Source organism: Streptomyces sp. 7N604, from assembly GCF_052245475.1.
GTDB lineage: Bacteria > Actinomycetota > Actinomycetes > Streptomycetales > Streptomycetaceae > Streptomyces.
The window spans coordinates 58,805-81,152 of the sequence record NZ_JBQQBX010000013.1; the positions used below are offsets into that span (position 1 = coordinate 58,805).

The following is a 22,348-nucleotide window of genomic DNA, read 5'->3' on the forward strand; positions in this document are numbered from 1 at the left end:
GCGGTTGGCGCCGCCTCCGCGGGCACGGAACCAGTGGTCGTCATCATTCGACACATGGCGCATACGTGCCCGGGAAGCTGGGCCAAACGTGCGTTACCGTCTGAATCGGTCGGGCGGCGGAACCGAAGCCCCGAAAACACGCAGGAGTGGGACATGGCCACGAAGGCTGAGAAGATCGTCGCCGGGCTCGGCGGAATCGAGAACATCGTCGAGATCGAGGGGTGCATCACCCGCCTCCGCACCGAGGTCGAGGACGCCGCGCTCGTCGACGAGGCCGCGCTCAAGGCCGCGGGCGCCCACGGCGTCGTGAAGATGGGCAACGCCATCCAGGTCGTCATCGGCACCGACGCCGACCCGGTCGCCGCCGACATCGAAGACATGATGTAAGCCATCGCCGCACGCCACAGGGCCCCGTTCCCAACCCGGAACGGGGCCCTCTGCACAGCCGATAGGGTCATCCTTATGTCTCGTATCGACGGTCGGAACCCCGACCAGCTGCGCCCCGTCACCATCGAGCGCGGATGGAGCAAGCACGCCGAGGGCTCGGTCCTCATCTCCTTCGGCGACACCAAGGTCTTCTGCACCGCCAGCGTCACCGAGGGCGTGCCGCGCTGGCGCAAGGGCAGCGGCGAGGGCTGGGTCACCGCCGAGTACTCGATGCTGCCCCGCTCCACCAACACCCGCGGCGACCGCGAGTCCGTACGAGGAAAGATCGGCGGCCGCACCCACGAGATCTCCCGGCTCATCGGCCGCTCACTGCGCGCCGTCATCGACTACAAGGCCCTCGGCGAGAACACCATCGTGCTGGACTGCGACGTCCTGCAGGCCGACGGCGGCACCCGCACCGCCGCCATCACCGGCGCGTACGTCGCGCTGGCCGACGCCATCGCCTGGGCTCAGGCCAAGAAACTGATCAAGCACGGCCGCAAGCCGCTCACCGGCACCGTCTCGGCCGTCAGCGTCGGCATCGTCGGCGGCGTCCCGCTCCTCGATCTCTGCTACGAGGAGGACGTCCGCGCCGAGACCGACATGAACGTCGTCTGCACCGGCGACGGCCGCTTCGTCGAGGTCCAGGGCACCGCGGAAGGCGCGCCGTTCGCCCGCGAGGAGCTCGGCTCGCTGCTGGACCTGGCCGTCGCGGGCTGCGCCCAGCTCGACTCGGCGCAGCGCGAGGCGCTCGCCAAACCGCTCTAGCGGGCCCGCTGGAGCCGACCCGCCAGGACTCGCCCGCATGCGCAACCTCGCACGCGGTTCCGAGCGTTCTTACGGGTACGGGCGGTACGGGAACACCGTCCGCCCGTACGGAAACACCGTGCGGCCGTACGCACACCCGTCCATACACCACCCGTACACCAGGGGAGGACCCGACCCAATGGCCCACCGCCACCACCATCGCCGCCGCATGACCGCCGTCGCAGCCGTAGCCGTGCTCGCCGTCGCCGTACCCGTCACCACCGCGTGCAGCGCCGTCAACAAGGCCCTTGACTGCGCCCAGACGGCCGACGCGATCCTCACCAGCGTCGACGACCTCCAGCAGGCCGCCTCCGACGCCGCCGAGAACCCGGCGGACGCGGAGCGGGCCCTCGACCGGATCGACAAGAACCTCGGCGACCTGAACGACAAGACCGACAACGCCGATGTGAGCAAGGCGGTTGACGACCTGACCCAGGCCGTGAAGAACGTCCGCGAGTCGGTCGACCAGGGCAAGAACCCCGACGTCACGCCGGTCACGGACGCGGCCGACGAGCTGACCAAGGTCTGCTCCCCGGGATGAGGCCGGAACGGGCCCGCCGGGATAATCGGCCCATGCAGCGACTGATCCTGGCCACCCGCAACCCCAACAAGGTCACCGAACTCCGCGCCATCCTGGCGGGGGCCGGCGTGTCCGTGGAACTCGTCGGCGCCGACGCGTACCCCGATGTCCCCGACGTCCAAGAGACCGGCGTCACTTTCGCCGAGAACGCCCTCATCAAGGCCCACGCCCTGGCCCGCGCCACCGGACTCCCCGCGATCGCGGACGACTCGGGCCTGTGCGTGGACGTCCTCGGCGGCGCGCCCGGCATCTTCTCCGCCCGCTGGGCGGGCAGGCACGGCGACGACAAGGCCAACCTCGACCTGCTCCTGGCCCAGCTGGCCGACATCCCGGACCAGCAGCGCCAGGCCCACTTCGCCTGCGCGGCCGCCCTCGCCCTCCCGGACGGCACGGAACGCGTCGTGGAGGGCCGCCTCCACGGCACCCTCCGCCACGCCCCGTCGGGCACGGGCGGCTTCGGCTACGACCCGATCCTGCAGCCGGAGGGCGAGTCCAGGACGTGCGCGGAGATGACCCCGGAGGAGAAGAACGCGATCAGCCACCGCGGCCGCGCCTTCCGCGCGCTGGCACCGGTGATCCGGGAACTGCTGGGGTGAGTCCGGGGGGCCGGAGGGACGAGCAATGGCCTGCGACTCATTCTTTGAGTCGCAGGCCATTCCGGGTGCGGCGGAAGGGATTCGAACCCTCAAGCCCGGTCAAGGGCCACAGATCCTAAGTCTGCTGCGTCGCCAACTGCGCCACCGCCGCTAGCCGCCAGCCATGTTAGCGGGCTGGTGGCGGGGTTGGTGTGCAGGCCGTCATCGTGCGCTTCTCCGACGTCAGATCTCCAGGTCCTTGATCAGCTTGGCGACGTGGCCCGTGGCCTTCACGTTGTAGAGCGCCCGCTCGACCCTGCCCTGTTCGTCGACGATCACCGTCGAGCGGATGACGCCCGTGACGGTCTTGCCGTAGAGCTTCTTCTCGCCGAAGGCGCCGTACGCGGCCAGGGTCTCCTTCGACGGGTCGCCGACCAGGGTGACCTTGAGGTCTTCCTTGTCGCGGAACTTGGCGAGCTTCTCCGGCTTGTCGGGCGAGACGCCGATCACCTCGTAGCCCGCACCCGCCAGCAGCTCCAGGTTGTCGGTGAAGTCGCAGGCCTGCTTGGTGCAGCCCGGGGTCAGGGCGGCCGGGTAGAAGTAGACGATGACCTTGCGGCCCGTGTGGTCGGCGAGCGAGATCTCGTTGCCGTCGGCGTCGGGCAGGGTGAAGGCGGGGGCGGTGTCGCCGGGCTGCAGTCGTTCGCTCATGGCTGAAGGCTCTCCTCGTCGGTCTGCGGCTACCCCAGAGATTAGCCGCGGCCGCGGGGGTGCCATGGCGCGCGTCCCCTGCCGAGCTGACAGACTGTCCACCACGGACAGTCAAGACGACGGAGGCAGCGCGGTGTCGGAAGCCAGGACCCCGGCGCAGATCGAGGCGGACATCGCCGGCAGGCGCGAGGCGCTCGCGGCGACGCTCGACGAGATCGCGGTGCGGGTGCACCCGAAGACGATCGTGGGCGACGCGAAGGCGAGGGCGGCCTCGACGATCGACCGTACGGCGGGCCGGGCGTACGTGGCCGTCAACCGCGCCGTGTCCGATGTGCGCGCGACGCTGGTCTCCGCGGACGGCTCGCCGCGGCTGGAGCGCGTTGTGCCGGTGGCCCTGGTGGCGGTCGCCGTAGTGGGGCTGCTCGCGGTCTCCGCGCGCCGCCGCCACCGCTGAGCGGCCAGTCGGCTCGGCCCTCCGCGCGCCGTGCCCCCGCGCGGCCAGGTACGGTCTTGGCGTGAGCACGAACGCTACCCACGACAAGCTGCCCATCCGGATGCTGCACGACCGTGTGCTCGTCCGCACCGACATCCCTGAGGGCGAGCGCCGCTCCAGCGGCGGCATCGTCATTCCCGCGACCGCGGCCGTCGGTCGCCGGCTGGCCTGGGCCGAGGTGGTCGCGGTCGGGCAGAACGTACGGACGGTGGAGCCGGGGGACCGGGTGCTGTTCGACCCCGAGGACCGGGCCGAGGTCGAGGTCCGCGGCGTCGCGTACGTGCTGATGCGCGAGCGCGATCTGCACGCGGTCGCGGCCGAGCGGCTCGAGGGCTCCGAGGACTCGACCGGGCTCTACCTCTAGCCGCACTGGCCGCACCCGCGCCGGGCGTCGGCCCCGGCACGCCCGCACCCCGCCGCTATCGCACCCCCGAACCGCTACATCCCGTCCGGGAAGAACTCGTCCTCGTCCTGCGTGGTGATCGGTGAGCTGGGGACGTCGGTCGGTGAGGTCGGGGGAGCCGTGGTGGGCGAGGTGGGGCTGCCGGATGTCGGAGGTGCCGACGACGGTGTGCCCGACGGGCTCGCCGAACCCGAGGGCGGCGACGCGCTGCCGGATCCCGACGGGTCCCCGGACGGCGATTCCGACGACGGCGGACTCGTCGTCTCCGCGCCCTCCTGGAGCTCCAGATCGAAGGACTCGGCCGGGCTGCTCCGCAGGGCCGCGGCCGTGTACTGGCCCCAGATCTGCGCCGGATACCCGCCGCCGTTGATGCGCGCGAGCCCCGTGGCCCCGTAGAGCGGCTTCTGTTCCCCGCTGTCCGGGTCCTGCCCCATCACGGCGATGACGGTGGCCAGGTCGGGGGTGTAGCCGGCGAACCAGGCGGCTCTGTCCTCCTCCGCGGTGCCGGTCTTGCCCGCGGCCGGGCGCCCTGCGGACTGGGCGGCGGTGCCGGTGCCGCTCGCGACGACGCTCCGCAGTATCGAGGTCGTCGTGTCGGCGGCCTCGCGGGAGACGGCCGGCTTGGGGTCCCGGTCCGGAAGGGACACGTCCTGGCCGCCCTTGGTGACCTTCTCGACCAGGGAGTACGTGCCGTGCTCGCCGTGATTGGCCAGCGTCGCGTACGCCTTGGTCATGTCCAGGACGCTGGCGTTGACCACGCCGAGGGCCACGGACTGGCGGGCCTCGGCGAGGCCGGGGGCGTCCTTCGGGACGCCGAGGTCGGTCGCGGTCTCCTTGACCAAGCCCTGGCCGACGTCCTCGCCCATCTGCGCGTACACCGAGTTGACGGACCTGTCGGTGGCTTCGGCGACCGTGATGTCGCCGTAGTCGGCGTCGTCCTCGTTCGCGGGCCGGTAGCCGGTCGGGCCGTTCCGGCCCTGCACCTCGCGCTTGTTGCTGCCGTCGTAGACCGTGTTCGGGGTGATCCTGCGGCCGTCCTGGGTGGTGGAGCCGTTCTCGACGGCCGAGGTGAAGACGAACGGCTTGAAGGTGGAGCCGACCTGGTAGTCGCGGCGGGTGGCGTTGTTGACGTACTGCTTGGTGTAGTCGATGCCGCCGTACATGGCGACGACCTTGCCGGTGTCCGGGTCGATCGACGCGCCGCCCGCCCTGACGTACGTGTCGACCTTGCGGGAGTCGCGCAGCTTGCTCATGAGCTGGTCCTGCACCGCCTCCGCCATGGCCTTCTGCTTGCCCTTGTGGAGCGTCGTGGTGATCCGGTAGCCGCCCGCCTGCAGGGTGTCCTCGTCGATGGCGCCGCTGCCGCTGAGGTAGGTGTTGATGGCCTCGACGAGATAGCCGCGCTGCCCCGACATCCCGGCGGGCGCCTTGCTCCTGCCGGGCACGGGGAACTTCAGCGCGGCGCGGTCGGCCTGGACGAGCCAGCCCTCCTTGACCATGCCGTCCAGGACGTAGTTCCAGCGGGCCTCGGCCCTGGCCCTGTTGTCCGGGTGGGCCGAGACGTCGTACGCGCTGGGGGCGTTGAGCAGCGCGGCGAGGTAGGCGCCCTCGGCGGTGGTCAGCTCGTCCGAGTCCTTGCCGTAGTACGCCTGGGCCGCGGCCTGGATGCCGTACGCGTTGCGCCCGAAGTAACTGGTGTTCAGATAGCCGGTGAGGATCTCGTCCTTGCTCTTCTCGCGGTCGAGTTTGATCGCGATGAAGAACTCCTTCGCCTTCCGGGTGAGGGTCTGTTCCTGCGCCAGGTAGTAGTTCTTGACGTATTGCTGGGTGATGGTCGAGCCGGACTGCGTGCCCTTGCCGGTCAGGGTGTTCCAGGCGGCGCGGACCATCGCCTGCGGATCGATCGCCGACTCGGAGTAGAAGTCGCGGTCCTCGGCGGACAGCACGGCCTGCTGCACGGTCCTGGGGACCTGGGTGAGCGGCACGCTCTCGCGGTTGACCTCGCCGTCGCGGGCGAGCGGCGAGCCGTCGGCGTAGAGGTAGACGTTGGACTGCTTGACGGCGGTCGCGTTGGCGGGCGGGATGTCGACCAGCATGTATCCGGCGATGAAGCCGCCGGTCAGGATCAGCAGGAACAGCAGCAGTCCGCCGAGCACCGTGCGCCAGGTGGGCAGGAAGCGGCGCAGTCCGGTCCACGGCGGCCGGGGCGGCCGGGGGGGCCGCTGCGGGGCGCCGCCCCCCGGCGCCCAGCTCTGAGGAGGTGCCGTGCCGCGGGTGGTCGGCCGCTGCGGATGGCTGGTCATCGGCGGGACTCCGTTTCGCGTGGTAAGCCCGTCCCGTAACGAACTGTCGCATCCTCCGTCGCGTACGGGCAGGTCGGCGCGCTCCTGTGACCGCTCTGTGACGGGCCGTTCGGCTCCTTCCGGCCACTCCTTAGCGTGAATACCCGATGGCAGCCCGTTCCCATCTTGACTAGGCTCCTCCCCTTTGGATGCCGGGTGGGCCGAGCGGTCGGGGGGCGTGGGCGATGCGGTTGTACGGGGCCGTGGCCGTGAGCGGCTTCAGGCGCTACGCGACGTACCGGGTGGCGACGGCGGCCGGGGTGTTCACCAACACGGTCTTCGGCTTCATCCTCGCCTACACCTACATCGCGCTCTGGGAGCAGAAACCGCACCTGGGCGGCTACGACCTGGCCCAGGCCCTCACGTATGTGTGGCTGGGTCAGGCGCTGCTGATGACGATGGCCATGATGGGCGGCGGCTTCCAGGACGAGCTGAACGAGCGCATCCGCACGGGGGACGTGGCGATCGACCTGTACCGGCCGGCCGATCTGCAGCTGTGGTGGCTCGCCGGGGACCTCGGGCGGGCGGCCTTCCACCTGCTGGGGCGCGGGATCGCGCCAATGCTGGCGGCGGCCCTGGTCTTCGACCTCGTCCTGCCCGCGAATCCGCTGACCTGGGCGGCCTTCCTGCTGTCCGTGGTGCTCGGCGTGGTCGTCAGCTTCGCGATCCGCTATCTGGTGGTGCTGACCGCTTTCTGGCTGCTGGACGGCGGTGGCGTCTTCCAGATCGCCGGCCTGGCGAGCATGTTCTTCTCCGGGATGCTGCTGCCGCTGACCGTGTTCCCGGGCGGGCTGGGCGAGTTGGCGCGGGCGCTGCCGTGGTCGGCGCTGATGCAGGTCCCGGCGGATGTGTACCTCGGCACGTACGCGGGGTGGGGGCTGCTGGAGGCTTACGGGTTCCAGGCCGGGTGGGCGGTGGCCCTGCTCCTGGCGGGACGGGCTCTGCAGTCGGTCGCCACCCGGAAGGTGGTGGTCCAGGGTGGCTGACGCGGGCGGGGAGCGGGTCCTGGTAACGGGCCTGCGGGCGTACGGCCTGATCGTGGCGATGTGGATCCGGTCCACCTTGGCGTACCGCGCGTCCTTCGCCATGACGGCGTTCGGGAACCTCGCGGCGACCGGGCTCGACTTCGTCGCGATTCTGCTGATGTTCTCGCACGTCACGACGCTCGGCGGATTCACGCTCCCGGAAGTGGCCTTCCTCTACGGCACGTCGGGGACGGCCTTCGGGCTCGCGGATCTGGTGATGGGCAGCATGGACCGGCTCGGGCGGCGGGTCCGCGACGGCACGCTGGACACGCTGCTCGCACGGCCCGCTCCAGTGCTGGCGCAGGTGGCGGCCGACCGCTTCGCGCTGCGCAGGCTCGGCCGGGTCACGCAGGGGCTGCTGGTGCTGGTCTGGGCGCTGGCGCAGCTGGAGGTGGCCTGGACGCCGGTGAAGGTGCTGATGCTGCCGCTGATGGTGGTCAGCGGCGCGGCGATCTTCTCGGCGGTGTTCGTGGCCGGGGCGGCCTTCCAGTTCTGGGCGCAGGACGCGTCGGAGGTGCAGAACTCCTTCACGTACGGCGGCAGCACGCTGCTGCAGTACCCGCCGACGGTCTTCGGACACGACCTGGTGCGCGGGGTGACCTTCGTCGTGCCGCTGGCCTTCGTCAATTGGCTCCCCGCGCTGTATGTGTTGGGGCGCCCGGATCCGCTGGGGCTGCCGGACTGGCCGGCCTTCGCGCCGCCCGTGGTGGCGGTGGTGTGCTGCGCGCTGGCGGGGGCGGCGTGGCGGGTGGGGCTGCGTTCGTACCGGAGCACGGGGAGCTGAGGTAAAGAAGTGGACGGTTTCGGGGACGGGTTCGGGCACGGGTCCGGGGACGGGTTCATCGAGCTCGACGGCGTCGAGAAGGTCTTCGAGGTACGGCGGAAGGCGGGATTCCTGCGCCGCGAGAAGCGCGAGGTACGGGCCGTGGACGGGCTGACCTTCAGCGTCCGGCGCGGCGAGATGGTCGGCTACATCGGGCCGAACGGCGCGGGAAAGTCCACCACCATCAAGATGCTGACCGGGATCCTGGTGCCCAGCGGCGGCCGGCTGCGGGTGGCGGGCATCGACCCGTCCCGGGAGCGCACCAAGCTGGCCCGCCGCATCGGCGTGGTGTTCGGCCAGCGCACGACCCTGTGGTGGGACCTGCCGCTGCGCGACTCGTACGCCCTGGTGCGCCGGATGTACCGGATCCCCGACGACCGGTACCGGGCGAATCTGGACCGCTGCGTCGAGCTGCTCGACCTGGGCGCGCTGCTGGAGGTGCCCGTACGGCAGCTCTCGCTCGGCCAGCGGATGCGCGGCGACATCGCGGCCGCCCTGCTGCACGACCCCGAGGTGCTCTACCTCGACGAGCCGACGATCGGGCTCGACGTCGTCAGCAAGGCCAGGGTGCGCGGCTTCCTGCGGGAGATCAACGCCGAGCGCGGCACGACCGTACTGCTCACGACCCACGACCTGACGGACATCGAGCAGCTGTGCCGGCGCGTGATGGTGATCGACCACGGGCGGCTCATGTACGACGGCGGTCTCGACGGGCTGCACGCGGTGGGGGAGAGCGAGCGGACGCTCGTCGTCGACCTGGAGCGGGAGCTGCCGCCGATCACGGGGGTGCCGGGGGCGCGGACGGTGCGGGTGGAGGGGCCGCGGCAGTGGCTGGCGTTCCCCGCCACGGAGAGCGCGGCGCCGGTGGTCGCGGCGGTGGCGGACGGCTATCCGCTGGTGGACCTGTCGGTGCGGGAGCCCGCGATCGAGGAGGTCGTCGCAAAGCTCTACGCGGACAGGTCCGCGCTCTGACGGGCTCCGTGGCCGGTCCTGTCCTCCGCGCGGTGAGCGGCCCTGAGACCGGCGCTGTGATGAACGACACGGCCCGCATAGGCTGATGCCATGAGCGAACGCCCTGAACTGCCGGAGCTGCGGGCCTCCGACGCCGACCGTGAGCGGGTCGCCGAGGTGCTGCGCGACGCCGTCGCCGAAGGCCGCCTGGACATGGAGGAGTTCGACGAGCGGCTGGGGGCGGCGTACAAGGCGCGTACGTACGCCGAGCTGGAGCCGCTGACCCGTGATCTGCCCGCGGCCGGCTCGGCCGTACCGGAACCCGCGCCCTCGGGAGTCCCGGGCGCCTGGGCGGGGCGTATCGGTGGCCGCGCGAGCTCGACGGCGGGCATGGCCTTCATGAGCGGCTTCCAGCGCAAGGGGCAGTGGACCGTGGCGCGCCGCTTCACCTCGTTCGCGTTCTGGGGCGGCGGCGAGATCGACCTGCGCGAGGCCCGCTTCGAGGAGCGGGAGGTCGTCATCCGGTGCTTCGCGATCATGGGCGGCATCAATGTCATCGTGCCGCCGGGCGTCGAGGTCGACGTGCGCGGCATCGGCATCATGGGCGGCTTCGACCACACGCAGGCGGGCGCTCCCGGCGAACCGGGCGCGCCTCGCGTCGTGGTCAGCGGCTTCGCCTTCTGGGGCGGGGTCGGCGTGGAGCGGAAGCTGCCCAGGGCCGAGCGGGACCAGCTGAAGGCTGAGCGCAGGGAGCGCAAGCAGCTCGAGAGGGAGGAGCGCAGGCAGCGCAAGGAGCTCGGATGACCGGCTCACGGGCTCCTAGCGGAGCGGCGCGCCCGCCTCACGGCTGAGCGGCGCGCCCGCCTCACGGCTGACCGGCTCACAGGCTCATCGCTGACGGCGCTCCGCCTCACAGCCGACCGGCGCGCCCGCCTCCTCACAGCTCGGCCGGTGCCGAGCCCTTCAGGTACGCCACGTTGAGGGCCTGTGCCATCGCCCGATAGCCGTCGTCGCTCGGGTGGAGATGGTCGCCGGAGTCGTAGCGCGGGAAGAGCCGCAGCGGCTGCGCCGGGTCGCGCAGGGCCTCGTCGAAGTCCACGACCTCGTCGAACACCCGGCCCGCCCTGATCTCCGCGTTGACCTGCTCCCGTACGGCGTTGAGCCGGGGCGTGAAGCCGCGGTGGCCGCCGAAGGGCGTCAGCGTGCCGCCGACGACCCGTAGCCCGCGGGCGTGCGCCTGCTGCACCAGCTGCCGCAGCCCGTCGGTGATCTTCTGCGGGTCGGTCACCTGCGGAGTGCGCAGGATGTCGTTGAGGCCGAGTTCGACGACGACCGCCTGAACGCCCGTGGCGCGCAGGACATCGCGGCCGATGCGGCTGAGCGCGCTGGGGTTGTCGGGCGGGAACCGGTTGCCGTCGCTCAGCACCCGGTTGCCGCTGATGCCGTGGTTGAGCACGCTGTAGCGGGGCGCCCCGGGCTCGCTGCGCAGCCGGTCGGCCAGGAAGTCGGTGAAGCGGCGGTTGGCTCCCGCGGTGGAGGTGATGCCGTCGGTGATCGAGTCGCCGAGGACGACGACCGCGCCGCGCGCCTCGGTGGTCAGGACGTCCACTCCGGTGAGGTAGCGCCAGGAGGGGGTCTGCTCGGTGTACGCCGTGCCCGCGGCGTCCTCGGCGCGGTCGCCGCGCGCGAGGTAGGAGGTCTGCCGGGCGTGCGGGTGGTAGGTGACCGGGCCCGAGGCGGTGGGGGAGTACGTGGTGACCAGCAGGTCCGCGGCCGGGGGAACATTCAGCCGGGCCGGGTCGCTGATCACGGACTCCCCGATGGGGATCGTCACCCATGTGTTGCCCGCGAAGGTCAGCCTGCGCATGGTGCCGGCCGCGGCGGTGGGGTTGCTGGGCGCGGCGGCGAGGGCGAGCGAGGCGTGGCTGATGGTCAGCGGCCTGTTCCCGTACAGGTTGGACAGCTGGATACGCGCGCTGGTGCCGCCGACGCTGGTGTGCACCACGTTCCGAATGGACATCCCGGCGTAGCCGTCGGGTGTGTTCGGCTCGGCGGCTGCGGGCGAGGTGGCCCAGGTGCCGACCCAGGCGCCTGCCGAGGCGGGCGCGGCGGGACCGCGGGGCTTGCGGGTGGCGGCTTCGTTGAGTTTCTCGCCGCTGCCGCCGACCCCGATGAATATCGCGGCGGAGATGAGGACCACTACTGCCGCGAGCGCGGCGAGCAGGGCATAACCATGGCGTTTGGTCATGCTCGGCGTATCTCCTCGGACAGCGGAGCACCGAGGCTCCGGTTCGGCAGCGTGGACAAGCGGTCGGCGGCGACTGCGGTGGCGCGCGGTCCGACGGGCCCATCATGATCCCACGGTCGGTTGGCCGCCCGGCGGGGGGTCCGGGGGTCCCCCGGGGGATGGCCCGCAGGGGCCCGTCGGTGGCCCGCTCTGACAGACGCCGGGAACTCCTGGTGCGTTCCAGTAGTAGGTCATGTAGTGCGTCACATAAGGACAATGCACAGAGAAAGCTCGCGAACGGGTGGAGCGCATGGACCGGACGAAGTCGGGCGAAGGCGATGAAGCCAGTGGGGTGAAGGCTGCCCGGCCGGGAGCCGTCGCATCCGCCGTCCCGCGGAGCGCTTTCGCCTACAGCGCGGCGGACGAGGAGCGGCGGCGCGGCGTACGCCGTATGAAGACCATCGCGACCGGGGCTCTGCTGCTCGTCGCGCTGGTCTACGCCCTGGCGAAGTGGCGGCAGGTCTCGGGGGCGGAGCCCGCCTGGGCAGGCTATGTGGCCGCGGCGGCCGAGGCGGGCATGGTCGGTGCGCTGGCCGACTGGTTCGCGGTGACCGCGCTGTTCCGCAGGCCGATGGGCCTGCCCATTCCGCACACCGCGATCATCCCGACCAAGAAGGACACCCTCGGCCGCACCCTGGGCGACTTCGTCGGCGAGAACTTCCTCTCCTCCGATGTCGTACGGATGCGGCTGCGGGCGGTCGGCATCAGCAGCAGGCTGGGCGGCTGGCTGGCCGAGCCCGCCAACGCCGACCGGGTGACGGCCGAGCTGTCCACCGCGCTGCGCGGCGCGCTCCAGGTGCTGCGGGACTCGGACGTGCAGGCGGTCGTCGGCGAGGCGGTCACCCGCCGGGCGGACGCCCAGGAGATCGCGCCGGGTCTGGGCACGATGCTGGAGAAGATCGTCGCGGACGGCGGGCACCGCAAGGTCGTGGACCTGGTGTGCGTACGGGCCCACGACTGGCTCGTGCTGCACGGCGACTCGGTGATGGAGGCGGTGACGGGCGGGGCGCCCGGCTGGACCCCGCGCTTCGTGGACAGGCGGGTCGGCGAGCGGGTCTACAAGGAGCTGCTGCGCTTCATCAGCGAGACGCGCGACATGCCGGACCATCCGGCGCGCGGGGCCATCGACCGCTTCCTCACCGACTTCGCGGGCGATCTGCAGACGGACGCGGACACGCGGGTGCGCGTGGAGCGGCTGAAGACGGAGGTGCTGGGGCGCGGCGAGGTGCAGGAGCTGATCGCCTCGGCGTGGGGCGCGGTGCGCCAGATGGTGGTGGCGGCCTCCGAGGACGAGCGCAGCGAGCTGCGGCTGCGTACGCGCTCGGGGCTGCTGTCGCTGGGCGGGCGGCTGTCGTCGGACGAGCGGATGCAGGGGAAGGTGGACCGCTGGCTGGAGGACGCGGCGGTCCACGTGGTGACGACGTACCGGGACGAGATCACATCGCTGATCACCGACACGGTGGCCTCCTGGGACGCGGAGCACACGTCGCGGAAGATCGAGGCGCACATCGGCCGGGACCTGCAGTTCATCAGGATCAACGGCACGGTGGTGGGTGCGCTGGCCGGCCTGGTCATCTACGCGGTGTCGCGCGCGCTGGGGGCGTAGCCGGGGTCCTCCCAGGCCCCGGACCGCGCCCCCAGCGGGCGGCGGCTAGCGGAACAGCTGGCCGCGGACGGCGCCGTCGGGGAACTCGGCGGTGTGGAGGTTGGCGTAGTAGTCGGACGGGTTCTTGCGGACCCGCTTGACGACGGCCTGGTCCTGGTCCTTGAGGGTCCCTGAGACGGCGAAGATGTTCTCCGGGACCGGGGTGGCGAACAGCGGGAACTTCACATCACCGTTCTTGCCGAAGGCGCCCTGGTGGATGTGGCCGAGCGTCGGCGGTGCGACATTGACCCAGGCCAGGGAGTAGTCGACCCGGGTGCCCTTGGGATGCAGGAAGGTGACGGCGTGCCCGTCGGGGTCGCCGACCTTCGAGGCGTCGTCCTTCGGTACTTCCTGGCCGCCGTCGGAAAGGGCACGCAGCTTGCCGCCCTTGATGATGTCGAGCGGGTTGACGGGGTGCCGGAGCGGCTCCAGCTGCCCGCGGACGGCGCCGCCCGGGAACTCCTTGCTGTGCAGGTTGACGTAGAAGCCCGCCGGGTTCGTACGGATCCGCTGCGCCAGCGCGGCGTCGGTGACCGCGACCTGGCCCGCGGCGGAGTGCACGGTGTCCGGCATGGCCGTCCCGAACAGGGTGACCTTGACACCGCCGTTGGCGCCGGCCTTGCCCTCGTGGATGTGGCCGAGCGTGGGAGCGCCGATGCCCTTCCACTGCAGGGCGAAGGTGACCCGGTCGCCCTTCACGCGTACGAGGGCGACGGCTTTGCCGTCGGGGTCGTTCACGGCCGGGCCGCCCTGCACGGGCACCTCGTCGGCGCCGGAGAGCTCGGCGGCGAGGAAGACCGACGGCCCCCGCGCCGGGGTCTTGGGGGTGGCGCCGGAACTGTGGCCGCTGCCGCTACCGCTGCCATGGGAGCCGCTGCTGTGGGAGCTGTCACTGCCGTGGGAGCCGCTGTGGCCCCCGTGGTCGGCGGCGGCCGGTGAGACCCCTATGGTCCCGAGAGCGAGCGCGGTGGCAGCGAGCGCCAGAATGCGCCTTCGCATTGAGTTCATCCTTCCGTCATCAATCCGAGACCGACTTCAGGTTGCCGTCGGCTACCCGGACTTACGCACCGGCTCCGCGGATTGCTCAAAGGAATCCGGATTTCTGTTGAACAGGGTGTCAGTGGGCCTCGTAGTAATGCACGGCTGGGCCGTGCCCCTGTGGTTTCCGTGGTTTGACGGTCCGGCACAAAACACGAACACCTGAACGGGGAGATCTCATGCGCACACGAACCGCGCTGCTCGCGGCACCACTCGTATCGCTCGCACTGCTCGCTCTTTCCGCCTGCGGCGGCGACGCCGGGGACGGTGAAGGCGCCGGAGGCGGCGCATCCAAGGCCGGGGCGAAGCCCGACCGGCCCGTCTCGGTCAAGGTGGCCGACTCCGAAGCCGGCCCGATTCTGGTCGACCAGTCCGGCCGCACCCTCTACGGATTCACCAAGGACAAGGGCGGTGCGAGCAGCTGCGACGCCGACTGCATCGCCGTCTGGCCCGCCCTGACGAGCGGGTCCGAGGTGAAGCCGGGCAAGGGCGCGAAGGCCGCGCTGCTCCGGGAGACCGAGCGCGCCGAGGGTGTCGAACAGGCCACCTACGGCGCTTGGCCGCTGTACTACTACGTCGGCGACTCGGCACCCGGAGAACTGAACGGACAGGGTCTCGATGGCGAATGGTTCGTGGTGTCGGCCGACGGCAAGCTCATTCAGAAGCCCGTCTGACTCGGGCTCACTCGGGCGGGCCGGGAAACCCGCCTGACGCAAAAGGTCGCCACACGGTTCCCTGAATTCACAGTTGTCTCGGAAATTTCATCGAATCGAAATAATCGCCGTCTCCGGATGGACTGGATGACGAGGACGCGACAATGAGCCAGTGGCCCCTGACGGCCTCATGCGGAGGCCGGTGGCCTGTCGCCTGTGCAGAGTAATTTTCAGCCATAGCGCGAATGGCTGACAGGGCGTCGCTGACCTGGAGAGGTGACGGTCCGTCGGGTGAAGGAGTCCGCCACTGGCGGGTGATCACTGACGGGCCGTCAGCGCGCGGGCCCGGGCGGCAGCACTTTCCCTGGACCCCGTAGGACGCGGGCGCCCACAACCCGCGGGACATCCGTCCCGCACTCGCGTCCGCAGGAAGGAGTTCCTGTGCGCCTCCATCGCGCAGCCGGCGTGGCCCTCGCCGCCGGTGCCTTCGTCAGCATGGCCGCACCGGTCGCCACCGCCGCACCCCTGTCCGACGATCCCGGCGGCTCGTCCCGTGCCCGCCTCATCGCCCACCCGGACAGCGTCCGCCCGGGCGGGACCGTCAGCCTGACCCTCTTCTGCCCCCGTGACGCCGAACGCGCCGAAGGCAGCTCCCGGGCCGGCACCGTCCGCTTCGACCACTCCGGGCACAGCGTCTTCCACGGCACTCTGCGAGTGCACCGCGACACCGCGCCGGGCACGTACACCGTCCGGGCCACCTGCATCGGCGGCCGGGGCGGCGACGGGCGTGACGACGGGCGCGAGGAGGGTCGTGAGAACGGTCGTGACGACATGCGTGAGGACGGTCGTGAGAACGGTCGTGACGACATGCGTGAGGACGGTCGTGAGAACGGACGTGACGACATGCGTGAGGACGGTCGTGAGAACGGACGTGAAAACGGACGTGACGACTGGAGCGGCGGTAACTCGAACAGCGGCGGTAACTGGAACGGCGGCGGCGACTGGGGCGGCCGTACCGACGACGGTCGTTCGGGCGACATTCGTGCCGACGCCGGCCATAGTGACCGGGTCACGGCCACCACCACCATCAGGGTCACCCGCCGGCCCGTCGGCGGAACCCGGGGCGGTGAGGGCGGCTCCCAGGGCCTGGGCGCCACGCAGCTCGCCGCAGGCGGAGCGCTTGCCGCGGCCGCCGTCGGTGCCGGATTCATCGTCATGCGCCGCCGCGCGAACGGCGGCCGGGCCTGATCTGACGCCGTCGTGATAAGCGCCGGCGCCGGTCAGCGAGCATCGGTCAGCAGTGGGGCGACGTCCCCTGGCATCCCGTACGAGCGGTGTACGCGGGGCAGCCAGGGGACGTCGCCGGTTCGCCGGGCCGCTCATGGGGACGCGCAGGGCGACGACGGTGCGCCACGCCAGCGCTGATCGTTCCCCTATGCCCCATAAGAGAGCTTGATATCGGTTTGTCCGAGGTCTAGTGTCCGATCCCGAAGACGGTACGGAGGGTCACCGCGCGCCCGTGAAGCGCCGGCTCCGGGACTGAGGTGGAGGGCGCATGGACCGACGAGCCCGGCGGGCATGGCGGTGGCGGACCCTCGCCGTACTGCCGCTCCTCGCGCTGCCGCTCGCCGCGTGCGGCGGCGACGGAGGCGACTCGGCCGGCCGGACCACACTGAACTGGTACAACTTCCCCGACGACTCCGGCGCCCTGCAGAAGGCGGCCGACTCGTGCAGCCGGGACTCGGACGGGCGCTACGCCATCACGTACCACAAGCTCCCGCGGACCGCCGACGGCCAGCGGCAGCAGCTCGTACGCCGGTTGTCCGCCGAGGACACCTCGCTCGACATCCTCGGGCTCGACGTGACGTGGCCCCCGGAGTTCGCCGAGGCCGGCTGGATCCTTCCGTGGACCGGGGAGAACCGGCAGCGCGCCACCCAGGACACCCTGCGCACATCGCTGGAGACGGGCACCTGGAAGGACAAGCTCTACGCCGTCCCGTACAACTCCAACACCCAACTGCTCTGGTACCGGGACGACTTGGTGCCCACCCCGCCCAAGACATGGGCCGAGATGCTCGACATGGCCCGCGCGCTCGCCAGGCAGGGCAAGCCGCACTTCGTGGAGATCCAGGGCGCCCAGTACGAGGGGCTGACCGTCTGGTTCAACACCCTCGTGGCGAGCGCGGGCGGCTCGATCATGACACCGGACGGGCAGCGGCCCTCGCTCGGCCCGCCGGCCGACCGGGCCGCCGGGATCATGCGCGACCTGGCGACCTCGCCCGCGGCCGACCCCTCGCTGACCAATCAGATGGAGGACGAGAACCGGCTGGCGATGGAGTCCGGCACCGCCGCCTTCGAGCTCAACTACCCCTTCGTCTATCCCTCGATGAAGGCCAACAACCCCGAGCTCTTCGAGCACTTCCGCTGGGCGCCCTACCCGAGGGCCGACGCGGACCGGCCGGCCCGCCCCACGATCGGCGGTATCGACCTCGCCGTGAGCGCCCACTCCCGCCACCCCGACCTGGCCTTCGAGGCGGCCCTGTGCCTGCGCAACCGCGAGAACCAGCTGACCGCCGCGCTCGAAGGCGGCCTGCCGCCCACCCTGCGCGCCCTCTACACCGACCCGGCGCTCGTCAAGGACTACCCCTTCGCCGCCGATGTGCTGGGCGCCCTGGAGACGGCGAGCGTCCGCCCGAAGACCCCGGCCTACCAGAACGTCTCGATCGTCATCTCCCACACCCTCTCGCCCCCCTCCGAGATCAGTCCGGCGAGTGCGGTCGCCGAGATCAAGGGCCAGATCAACGACGCGCTGCAGTCCAAGGGGCTGATCCCGTGACCACACAACCGAGCGCTCGCCCCGAACCCGGCGGTCCGGCGGCCGCAGCCCCCGCGGGAGGCCGTGAGACGCTGTCGGCCGGGGCGCGGCAGGAGCGGCGCCTGGGCTGGCTGCTGTGCGCGCCCGCGGTCGTCGTCATGCTCGCCGTGACGGCCTATCCGATCGGCTACGCCGTCTACCTGTCCCTCCAGCGCTACGACCTCCGCTTCCCCGCGATGGCCGAGTTCGTGGGCCTGAGCAACTACGGGGCGGTGCTGTCCTCCGGGTTCTGGTGGCAGGCGTTCTGGGTGACCATCCTGATCACCGTCGTCTCCGTGGCCATCGAGCTGGTCCTCGGCATGGCGCTCGCCCTCGTCATGCACCGCACCGTCTTCGGCCGCGGCACCGTCCGAACGGCGATCCTCATCCCGTACGGCATCGTCACGGTCGTCGCGGCCTTCTCCTGGCAGTACGCCTGGACTCCCGGCACCGGGTATCTGGCGTCCCTGCTCCCCGAGGGCAGTGCGCCGCTGACCGATCAGTGGCAGGCCATCGGGCTGATCATCCTCGCCGAGGTGTGGAAGACCACCCCGTTCATGGCCCTGCTGCTCCTCGCCGGGCTCGCGCTCGTACCCGAGGAGACGCTGCGGGCCTCCATGGTCGACGGCGCGGGCGTCTGGCAGCGGCTGTTCCTCGTCACGATCCCGCTGATGAAGCCCGCGATCCTGGTGGCGCTGCTCTTCCGGACCCTGGACGCCTTCCGGATCTTCGACAACATCTTTGTGCTGACCACGGGCGCCCACGACACGGCCTCGCTGTCGATCCTCGGCTACGACAACCTCTTCACCGCGCTGAACCTCGGCATCGGGTCCGCGGTCTCGGTGCTGATCTTCATCTGCGTCGCGGTCATCGCGTTCGTCTTCATCAAGCTCTTCGGCACGGCCGCCCCTGGCACGGAGGTGAGTCGCTGATGGCCGCGGCAGGCAAGAGGCACGTCCTCGGCTGGAACGTCGTCAACCTGGTCGTGGTGCTGTACGCGCTGTTCCCGGTGTGGTGGATCGCCGCGCTCTCGTTCAAGGACCCCGGCACGCTCTCGGACGGCAACTTCGTCCCCACCAAGTGGACCTGGGAGAACTACCGGGGCATCTTCGAGACCTCCGAGTTCACCCGCGCCCTGATCAACTCGATCGGAATCGCGGTCATCGCCACCACGATCGCGGTCGCCCTGGGCACCATGGCCGCCTACGCGGTGGCCAGGCTGCGCTTCCCCGGCAAGCGGCTGCTGATCGGCATGTCCCTGCTGATCGCGATGTTCCCGCCGATCTCCCTGGTCTCCCCGCTGTTCAACATCGAGCGGATCCTCGGCCTCTTCGACACCTGGCCGGGGCTGATCATCCCGTACATGACCTTCTCGCTGCCGCTGGCGATCTACACCCTGTCGGCGTTCTTCCGGGAGATCCCCTGGGACCTGGAGAAGGCGGCGAAGGTCGACGGCGCCACGCCCGCGCAGGCCTTCCGGATGGTGATCGCTCCGCTCGCGGCTCCCGGCGTCTTCACCACCGCCATCCTCGTCTTCATCTTCTGCTGGAACGACTTCCTGTTCGCGATCTCCCTGACCTCGACCGAGGCGGCGCGGACCGTGCCCGCCTCGCTCGCGTTCTTCACCGGGAGTTCGCAGTTCCAGCAGCCCACCGGGTCGATCGCCGCGGCCGCCGTGGTGATCACCGTGCCGATCATCGTCTTCGTGCTGCTGTTCCAGCGGCGCATCGTCGCCGGACTGACCTCCGGTGCGGTGAAGGGCTGAACCGAGAAGGGCTGAACCGATGGCCGAGATCATTCTCGAAGGAATCACCAAGCGGTATCCGGACGGTGCCCTCGCCGTGCAGGACGTCAACCTCCATATCGCGGACGGCGAGTTCGTGATCCTGGTCGGCCCGTCCGGCTGCGGCAAGTCCACCACGCTCAACATGATCGCGGGCCTGGAGGACATCACCGCGGGCACGCTGCGGATCGGCGACCAGGTCGTCAACGAAAAGGCGCCCAAGGACCGTGACATCGCCATGGTGTTCCAGAGCTACGCGCTCTACCCGCACATGAGCGTGCGGGACAACATGGGCTTCGCGCTCCGTCTGGCCAAAGTCGACAAGGCGACCATCAAGGAGAAGGTCGAGGAGGCGGCCCGGATCCTCGACCTGACGGAGCATCTGGACCGCAAGCCCGCCAACCTGTCCGGCGGGCAGCGGCAGCGGGTGGCCATGGGGCGCGCGATCGTCCGCAACCCCAAGGCGTTCCTCATGGACGAGCCGCTGTCCAACCCAACCTGGACGCCAAACTCCGCGTCCAGATGCGGACCCAGATCTCCCGGCTGCAGCAGCGCCTCGGCACGACGACGGTCTACGTGACGCACGACCAGACCGAGGCCATGACGCTCGGCGACCGGGTCGTGGTGCTGCGGGGCGGCGTCGTACAGCAGGTCGGCACGCCGCAGCACCTTTACGACGAGCCGCGCAACCTCTTCGTGGCGGGCTTCATCGGCTCGCCCGCGATGAACTTCCTCTACGCGACGCTGGAGGACCGGCCCGAGGGCAGCGTGCTGCGTACGTCGCTGGGCGATCTGCCCGTCGACGACAGGACCCGGCAGTCCCTGGAGCGGCAGAACGCGCCCCGGGATCTCATCGTCGGCTTCCGTCCCGAGGACTTCGAGGACGCGTCGCTGGTGGATACGAGCCGGGGCGGGCCTTTCCTCACCTTCACCACGACGGTGGGTGTGGTGGAGTCGGTGGGCTCCGACGTCTTCGTGTACTTCCTGGAGGAAGGCCACCGGGCCGTCACGGCCGAACTGGAGGAGCTCGCGGCCGACTCCGGTCTCAGGGACACGGGCACCCAGGTCCAGCAGATCGTGACCCGCCTCAACGCGGCCACCCGTGCGCGGGAGGGCGAGCGCCTCGAGCTGTGCTTGAACGTGGGGAAGGCGCACATCTTCGACCCGTCGACAGGGGTGAACCTCACGCATCCGGAGAACGCGCGCCAGGAGTAGGCCCCCCGCACAGGCTCTGCGTCACGGTGTCGGCGAAGGCGCGGGCGGGCGGACTCAGTGCGTCCCACTGCCGGACGGCCCACCCGACGGAGAGCGGCGACAGTCCGGGTATGGGCACCAGCCGGACACCCGGGTGATCGGCACGGGCGGCCGCCCAGCCCGGCAGCTCCGGCACGATGGCGTGGCCGAGCCCCAGCTCGGCCAGCAGGATGGCGGTGTCCCAGTCGGCCACGCCCGTCGTCGAGGTGAGCCGGACCCCGAGTTCCTCGCATTGGGCTTGCAGGTGGGCGTGCGAGGTGGAGCTCTCCGGCAGCCCGATGTGGTGGATCCGGGCCAGGTCCTGGCGGTCGATGCTGCTCCTGGCCGCGAGCGGGTCGTCGGCTCGTACGGCCAGCACCCAGGGGAGGTCGGCGACCGGGCGCTGTTCGATGCCTTGTACGGCGGTGAGGCCTCGTACGGCCGTGGCGACTCGTACGGCGGTGTCAATGGTGATCCAGGCGAGGTCGGCGTCGCCCGCGGCGAGCGCGGCGAAGCAGCCGCGGCTGGAGTTCTCGGTCTGGAATTCCAGGCTCACCTGGGGGAAGCGGCGGCGGAAGGTGACGACGGCGTCGGACATGAAGTGCCGGACGGTCGTCGCGCCCGTAGCGATCCGCACCGAGCCGCCGCCTCCGTGCTGGAGGTCGCGGAGCTGCCGCAGCGCGCGGTCGATGCCGCCGAGGCCGTCGGCGGCCGCAGCCTGGAGTATGCGCCCGGCGGGGGTCGGCGTAACACCGCGGGGGCGGCGTTCCAGCAGGCTGAGCCCGAGTTCTCGCTCCAGGCGCTTGACGTGCTGGCTCACGGCCGACTGTGTGCAGGACAGACTGCGGGCCACGGCACTGAGGCTGCCGGAGTCGCACACGGCGACGAAGACGCGGAGGTCGTCGAGAGTCACAAACCCAAGCTAGAGCTTGGGTGTTTGCCAGGGAACCCGAGGATTGACTTGGAATTCGCCGGTGGGCGACGATCGGTGGCGGGCCCGGGGCGGCAACCCGTTCCGTCCTGTCGCGGAGACCTTCTCGGCCGGACGTCTGCGACGACAGCGGGACGGGTGCCGACCCTCCGTGAGGGAATCCGCAGGAGTCCGGGGGAGTCCGGGAGAGTCCGTAGGAATCCGCGGTAACCCCTGAAGAATCGTGGGGAAGGAGCCGCCATGCTCTTGGGGGAAGGTGCGGCCAACGCGGTCGGTCTACTGCGCCGGCTCGGCGCCGAGCGGGTCGACCACCCGGGTGGATCGCTGTCGGCGCATCTGCAGCGCGTCCAGGAAGCACTCGCCGAGTGGGGCGCCCGCCCGGCTCTCCAACTCGCCGGTCTCTCCCGGGTCTCCGTCCTCTGCTGAGCGAGCAGGCGTGGCAGGACTGCCGAGCGGTTCTTTCCTGAGAGGAATCAGGGACGTGGCTCCGCGAGGCGGTTGAGGGGGCTCCGGCCCTCCAGTACGTCCTCGGGGGCTGCGATGACGGGGAGCCGCCGCCCCGTCTCCGCGTCCAGCAGCCGCGTCTGCGCGAGCATCGCGGCCTGGTCCCCGTAGATGTGCTCGCTCGAACGGCCGTGTTCTGGAAGCCGACGACGGCGACGACCGGGATGCGTACGGGCCTGCCGGTGGGGGGCACGGCGGGCAGGATCCACGCGTACGCCCGTATCGGGCGCACGCAGGATACGTCTCAGGTGCGGGGCTTTTGCCCGGGTTATCAGCGCGCGCCA

General features: G+C 70.7%; 23 protein-coding genes, 1 tRNA gene and 1 pseudogene. 18 read left to right on the plus strand and 7 right to left on the minus strand.

The features are described from left to right. The first annotated feature begins 54 nt into the window (after positions 1-54). The 4 genes from ACTWP8_RS15960 (at position 55) to rdgB (ending at position 2,409) form a co-directional block, all read left to right on the plus strand. The gene (locus ACTWP8_RS15960) at positions 55-387 is read left to right on the plus strand and encodes a glucose PTS transporter subunit EIIB (protein WP_443322934.1); all 333 of its coding nucleotides are present in this window, start codon (positions 55-57) and stop codon (positions 385-387) included. 75 nt (positions 388-462) lie between these two features. Beyond that, entirely contained in the window at positions 463-1,194 is a 732-nt protein-coding gene (gene rph, locus ACTWP8_RS15965; protein ID WP_443315363.1) for a ribonuclease PH, read from the plus strand. A 208-nt stretch (positions 1,195-1,402) separates the two neighbouring features. Continuing rightward, positions 1,403-1,774, plus strand: coding sequence for a hypothetical protein (locus ACTWP8_RS15970; RefSeq protein ID WP_443322826.1), 372 nt, complete (start codon positions 1,403-1,405; stop codon positions 1,772-1,774). Between the two features lie 32 nt (positions 1,775-1,806). Beyond that, on the plus strand, positions 1,807-2,409 hold the full coding sequence (gene rdgB / locus ACTWP8_RS15975) for an RdgB/HAM1 family non-canonical purine NTP pyrophosphatase (protein ID WP_443322827.1): 603 nt from the start codon (positions 1,807-1,809) through the stop codon (positions 2,407-2,409). Positions 2,410-2,475: 66 nt separating this feature from the next. Here the strand turns inward: rdgB and ACTWP8_RS15980 are convergent. Both ACTWP8_RS15980 and bcp read right to left on the minus strand, forming a co-directional pair. Then, positions 2,476-2,560 (minus strand) — tRNA-Leu (locus tag ACTWP8_RS15980). A gap of 71 nt (positions 2,561-2,631) precedes the next feature. Next, positions 2,632-3,099, minus strand: coding sequence for a thioredoxin-dependent thiol peroxidase (gene bcp / locus ACTWP8_RS15985; protein WP_443322828.1), 468 nt, complete (start codon positions 3,097-3,099; stop codon positions 2,632-2,634). A gap of 133 nt (positions 3,100-3,232) precedes the next feature. Between bcp and ACTWP8_RS15990 the strand changes: the two genes are divergently transcribed. Continuing rightward, entirely contained in the window at positions 3,233-3,553 is a 321-nt protein-coding gene (locus tag ACTWP8_RS15990) for a DUF3618 domain-containing protein (RefSeq protein WP_443322829.1), read from the plus strand. 100 nt (positions 3,554-3,653) lie between these two features. Continuing rightward, positions 3,654-3,956: a GroES family chaperonin gene (locus ACTWP8_RS15995; protein ID WP_443315454.1), complete on the plus strand. Its 303-nt coding sequence runs from the start codon at positions 3,654-3,656 to the stop codon at positions 3,954-3,956. Between the two features lie 74 nt (positions 3,957-4,030). On the opposite strand, the gene ACTWP8_RS16000 is transcribed toward ACTWP8_RS15995, so the two are convergent. Beyond that, positions 4,031-6,298 carry a transglycosylase domain-containing protein gene (locus ACTWP8_RS16000; RefSeq protein WP_443322830.1) on the minus strand — a complete coding sequence of 756 codons (2,268 nt, stop codon included), beginning with the start codon at positions 6,296-6,298 and terminating at the stop codon, positions 4,031-4,033. A 224-nt stretch (positions 6,299-6,522) separates the two neighbouring features. Between ACTWP8_RS16000 and ACTWP8_RS16005 the strand changes: the two genes are divergently transcribed. The 4 genes from ACTWP8_RS16005 to ACTWP8_RS16020 all read left to right on the plus strand — a co-directional run bounded on the left by ACTWP8_RS16005 (position 6,523) and on the right by ACTWP8_RS16020 (position 9,940). Further along, a complete protein-coding gene (locus ACTWP8_RS16005) occupies positions 6,523-7,323 on the plus strand; it encodes an ABC transporter permease (protein WP_443322831.1) in 801 nt (266 codons plus the stop codon). Then, positions 7,316-8,146, plus strand: coding sequence for an ABC transporter permease (locus tag ACTWP8_RS16010; RefSeq protein WP_443322832.1), 831 nt, complete (start codon positions 7,316-7,318; stop codon positions 8,144-8,146). Before ACTWP8_RS16005 ends, ACTWP8_RS16010 begins: the two co-directional genes overlap by 8 nt. A 9-nt stretch (positions 8,147-8,155) precedes the next feature. Next, complete coding sequence (locus tag ACTWP8_RS16015) at positions 8,156-9,157, plus strand: ABC transporter ATP-binding protein (protein ID WP_443322833.1); 1,002 nt, start codon at positions 8,156-8,158, stop codon at positions 9,155-9,157. A gap of 90 nt (positions 9,158-9,247) precedes the next feature. Next, positions 9,248-9,940 carry a DUF1707 SHOCT-like domain-containing protein gene (locus ACTWP8_RS16020; protein ID WP_443322834.1) on the plus strand — a complete coding sequence of 231 codons (693 nt, stop codon included), beginning with the start codon at positions 9,248-9,250 and terminating at the stop codon, positions 9,938-9,940. 133 nt (positions 9,941-10,073) lie between these two features. On the opposite strand, the gene ACTWP8_RS16025 is transcribed toward ACTWP8_RS16020, so the two are convergent. Further along, positions 10,074-11,384, minus strand: coding sequence for an SGNH/GDSL hydrolase family protein (locus ACTWP8_RS16025; RefSeq protein WP_443322835.1), 1,311 nt, complete (start codon positions 11,382-11,384; stop codon positions 10,074-10,076). A gap of 289 nt (positions 11,385-11,673) precedes the next feature. Here ACTWP8_RS16025 and ACTWP8_RS16030 point away from each other — a divergent pair, with 289 nt between their 5' ends. Then, entirely contained in the window at positions 11,674-13,029 is a 1,356-nt protein-coding gene (locus tag ACTWP8_RS16030) for a DUF445 domain-containing protein (protein ID WP_443322836.1), read from the plus strand. A 45-nt stretch (positions 13,030-13,074) separates the two neighbouring features. On the opposite strand, the gene ACTWP8_RS16035 is transcribed toward ACTWP8_RS16030, so the two are convergent. Beyond that, entirely contained in the window at positions 13,075-14,067 is a 993-nt protein-coding gene (locus ACTWP8_RS16035) for a CHRD domain-containing protein (protein ID WP_443322837.1), read from the minus strand. Positions 14,068-14,285: 218 nt separating this feature from the next. On the opposite strand from ACTWP8_RS16035, the gene ACTWP8_RS16040 reads away from it, so the two are divergent. The 6 genes and pseudogenes from ACTWP8_RS16040 (at position 14,286) to ACTWP8_RS16065 (ending at position 20,611) form a co-directional block, all read left to right on the plus strand. Then, complete coding sequence (locus ACTWP8_RS16040) at positions 14,286-14,780, plus strand: COG4315 family predicted lipoprotein (protein ID WP_443322838.1); 495 nt, start codon at positions 14,286-14,288, stop codon at positions 14,778-14,780. A 420-nt stretch (positions 14,781-15,200) separates the two neighbouring features. After that, on the plus strand, positions 15,201-16,007 hold the full coding sequence (locus ACTWP8_RS16045; protein WP_443322839.1) for a hypothetical protein: 807 nt from the start codon (positions 15,201-15,203) through the stop codon (positions 16,005-16,007). Positions 16,008-16,314: 307 nt separating this feature from the next. Continuing rightward, a complete protein-coding gene (locus tag ACTWP8_RS16050; RefSeq protein WP_443322840.1) occupies positions 16,315-17,595 on the plus strand; it encodes an ABC transporter substrate-binding protein in 1,281 nt (426 codons plus the stop codon). A gap of 71 nt (positions 17,596-17,666) precedes the next feature. Then, on the plus strand, positions 17,667-18,545 hold the full coding sequence (locus tag ACTWP8_RS16055) for a carbohydrate ABC transporter permease (RefSeq protein WP_443322935.1): 879 nt from the start codon (positions 17,667-17,669) through the stop codon (positions 18,543-18,545). After that, positions 18,545-19,378, plus strand: coding sequence for a carbohydrate ABC transporter permease (locus ACTWP8_RS16060; protein ID WP_443322841.1), 834 nt, complete (start codon positions 18,545-18,547; stop codon positions 19,376-19,378). The genes ACTWP8_RS16055 and ACTWP8_RS16060 overlap by 1 nt, the downstream gene beginning before the upstream one ends. A 19-nt stretch (positions 19,379-19,397) precedes the next feature. Then, positions 19,398-20,611 (plus strand): annotated as a pseudogene (locus tag ACTWP8_RS16065) (ABC transporter ATP-binding protein). Here ACTWP8_RS16065 and ACTWP8_RS16070 read toward each other — a convergent pair. Continuing rightward, positions 20,580-21,542 (minus strand): LysR family transcriptional regulator, encoded by a 963-nt coding sequence (locus ACTWP8_RS16070; protein ID WP_443322842.1) that lies wholly within the window; start codon positions 21,540-21,542, stop codon positions 20,580-20,582. The pseudogene ACTWP8_RS16065 and the gene ACTWP8_RS16070 sit on opposite strands and share 32 nt — an antisense overlap. 258 nt (positions 21,543-21,800) lie before the next feature. On the opposite strand from ACTWP8_RS16070, the gene ACTWP8_RS16075 reads away from it, so the two are divergent. Next, positions 21,801-21,986 carry a DUF6817 domain-containing protein gene (locus ACTWP8_RS16075; RefSeq protein ID WP_443322843.1) on the plus strand — a complete coding sequence of 62 codons (186 nt, stop codon included), beginning with the start codon at positions 21,801-21,803 and terminating at the stop codon, positions 21,984-21,986. Between the two features lie 47 nt (positions 21,987-22,033). Here ACTWP8_RS16075 and ACTWP8_RS16080 read toward each other — a convergent pair whose 3' ends face one another. Beyond that, positions 22,034-22,273 carry a hypothetical protein gene (locus ACTWP8_RS16080; protein ID WP_443322844.1) on the minus strand — a complete coding sequence of 80 codons (240 nt, stop codon included), beginning with the start codon at positions 22,271-22,273 and terminating at the stop codon, positions 22,034-22,036. Positions 22,274-22,348 lie beyond the last annotated feature (75 nt).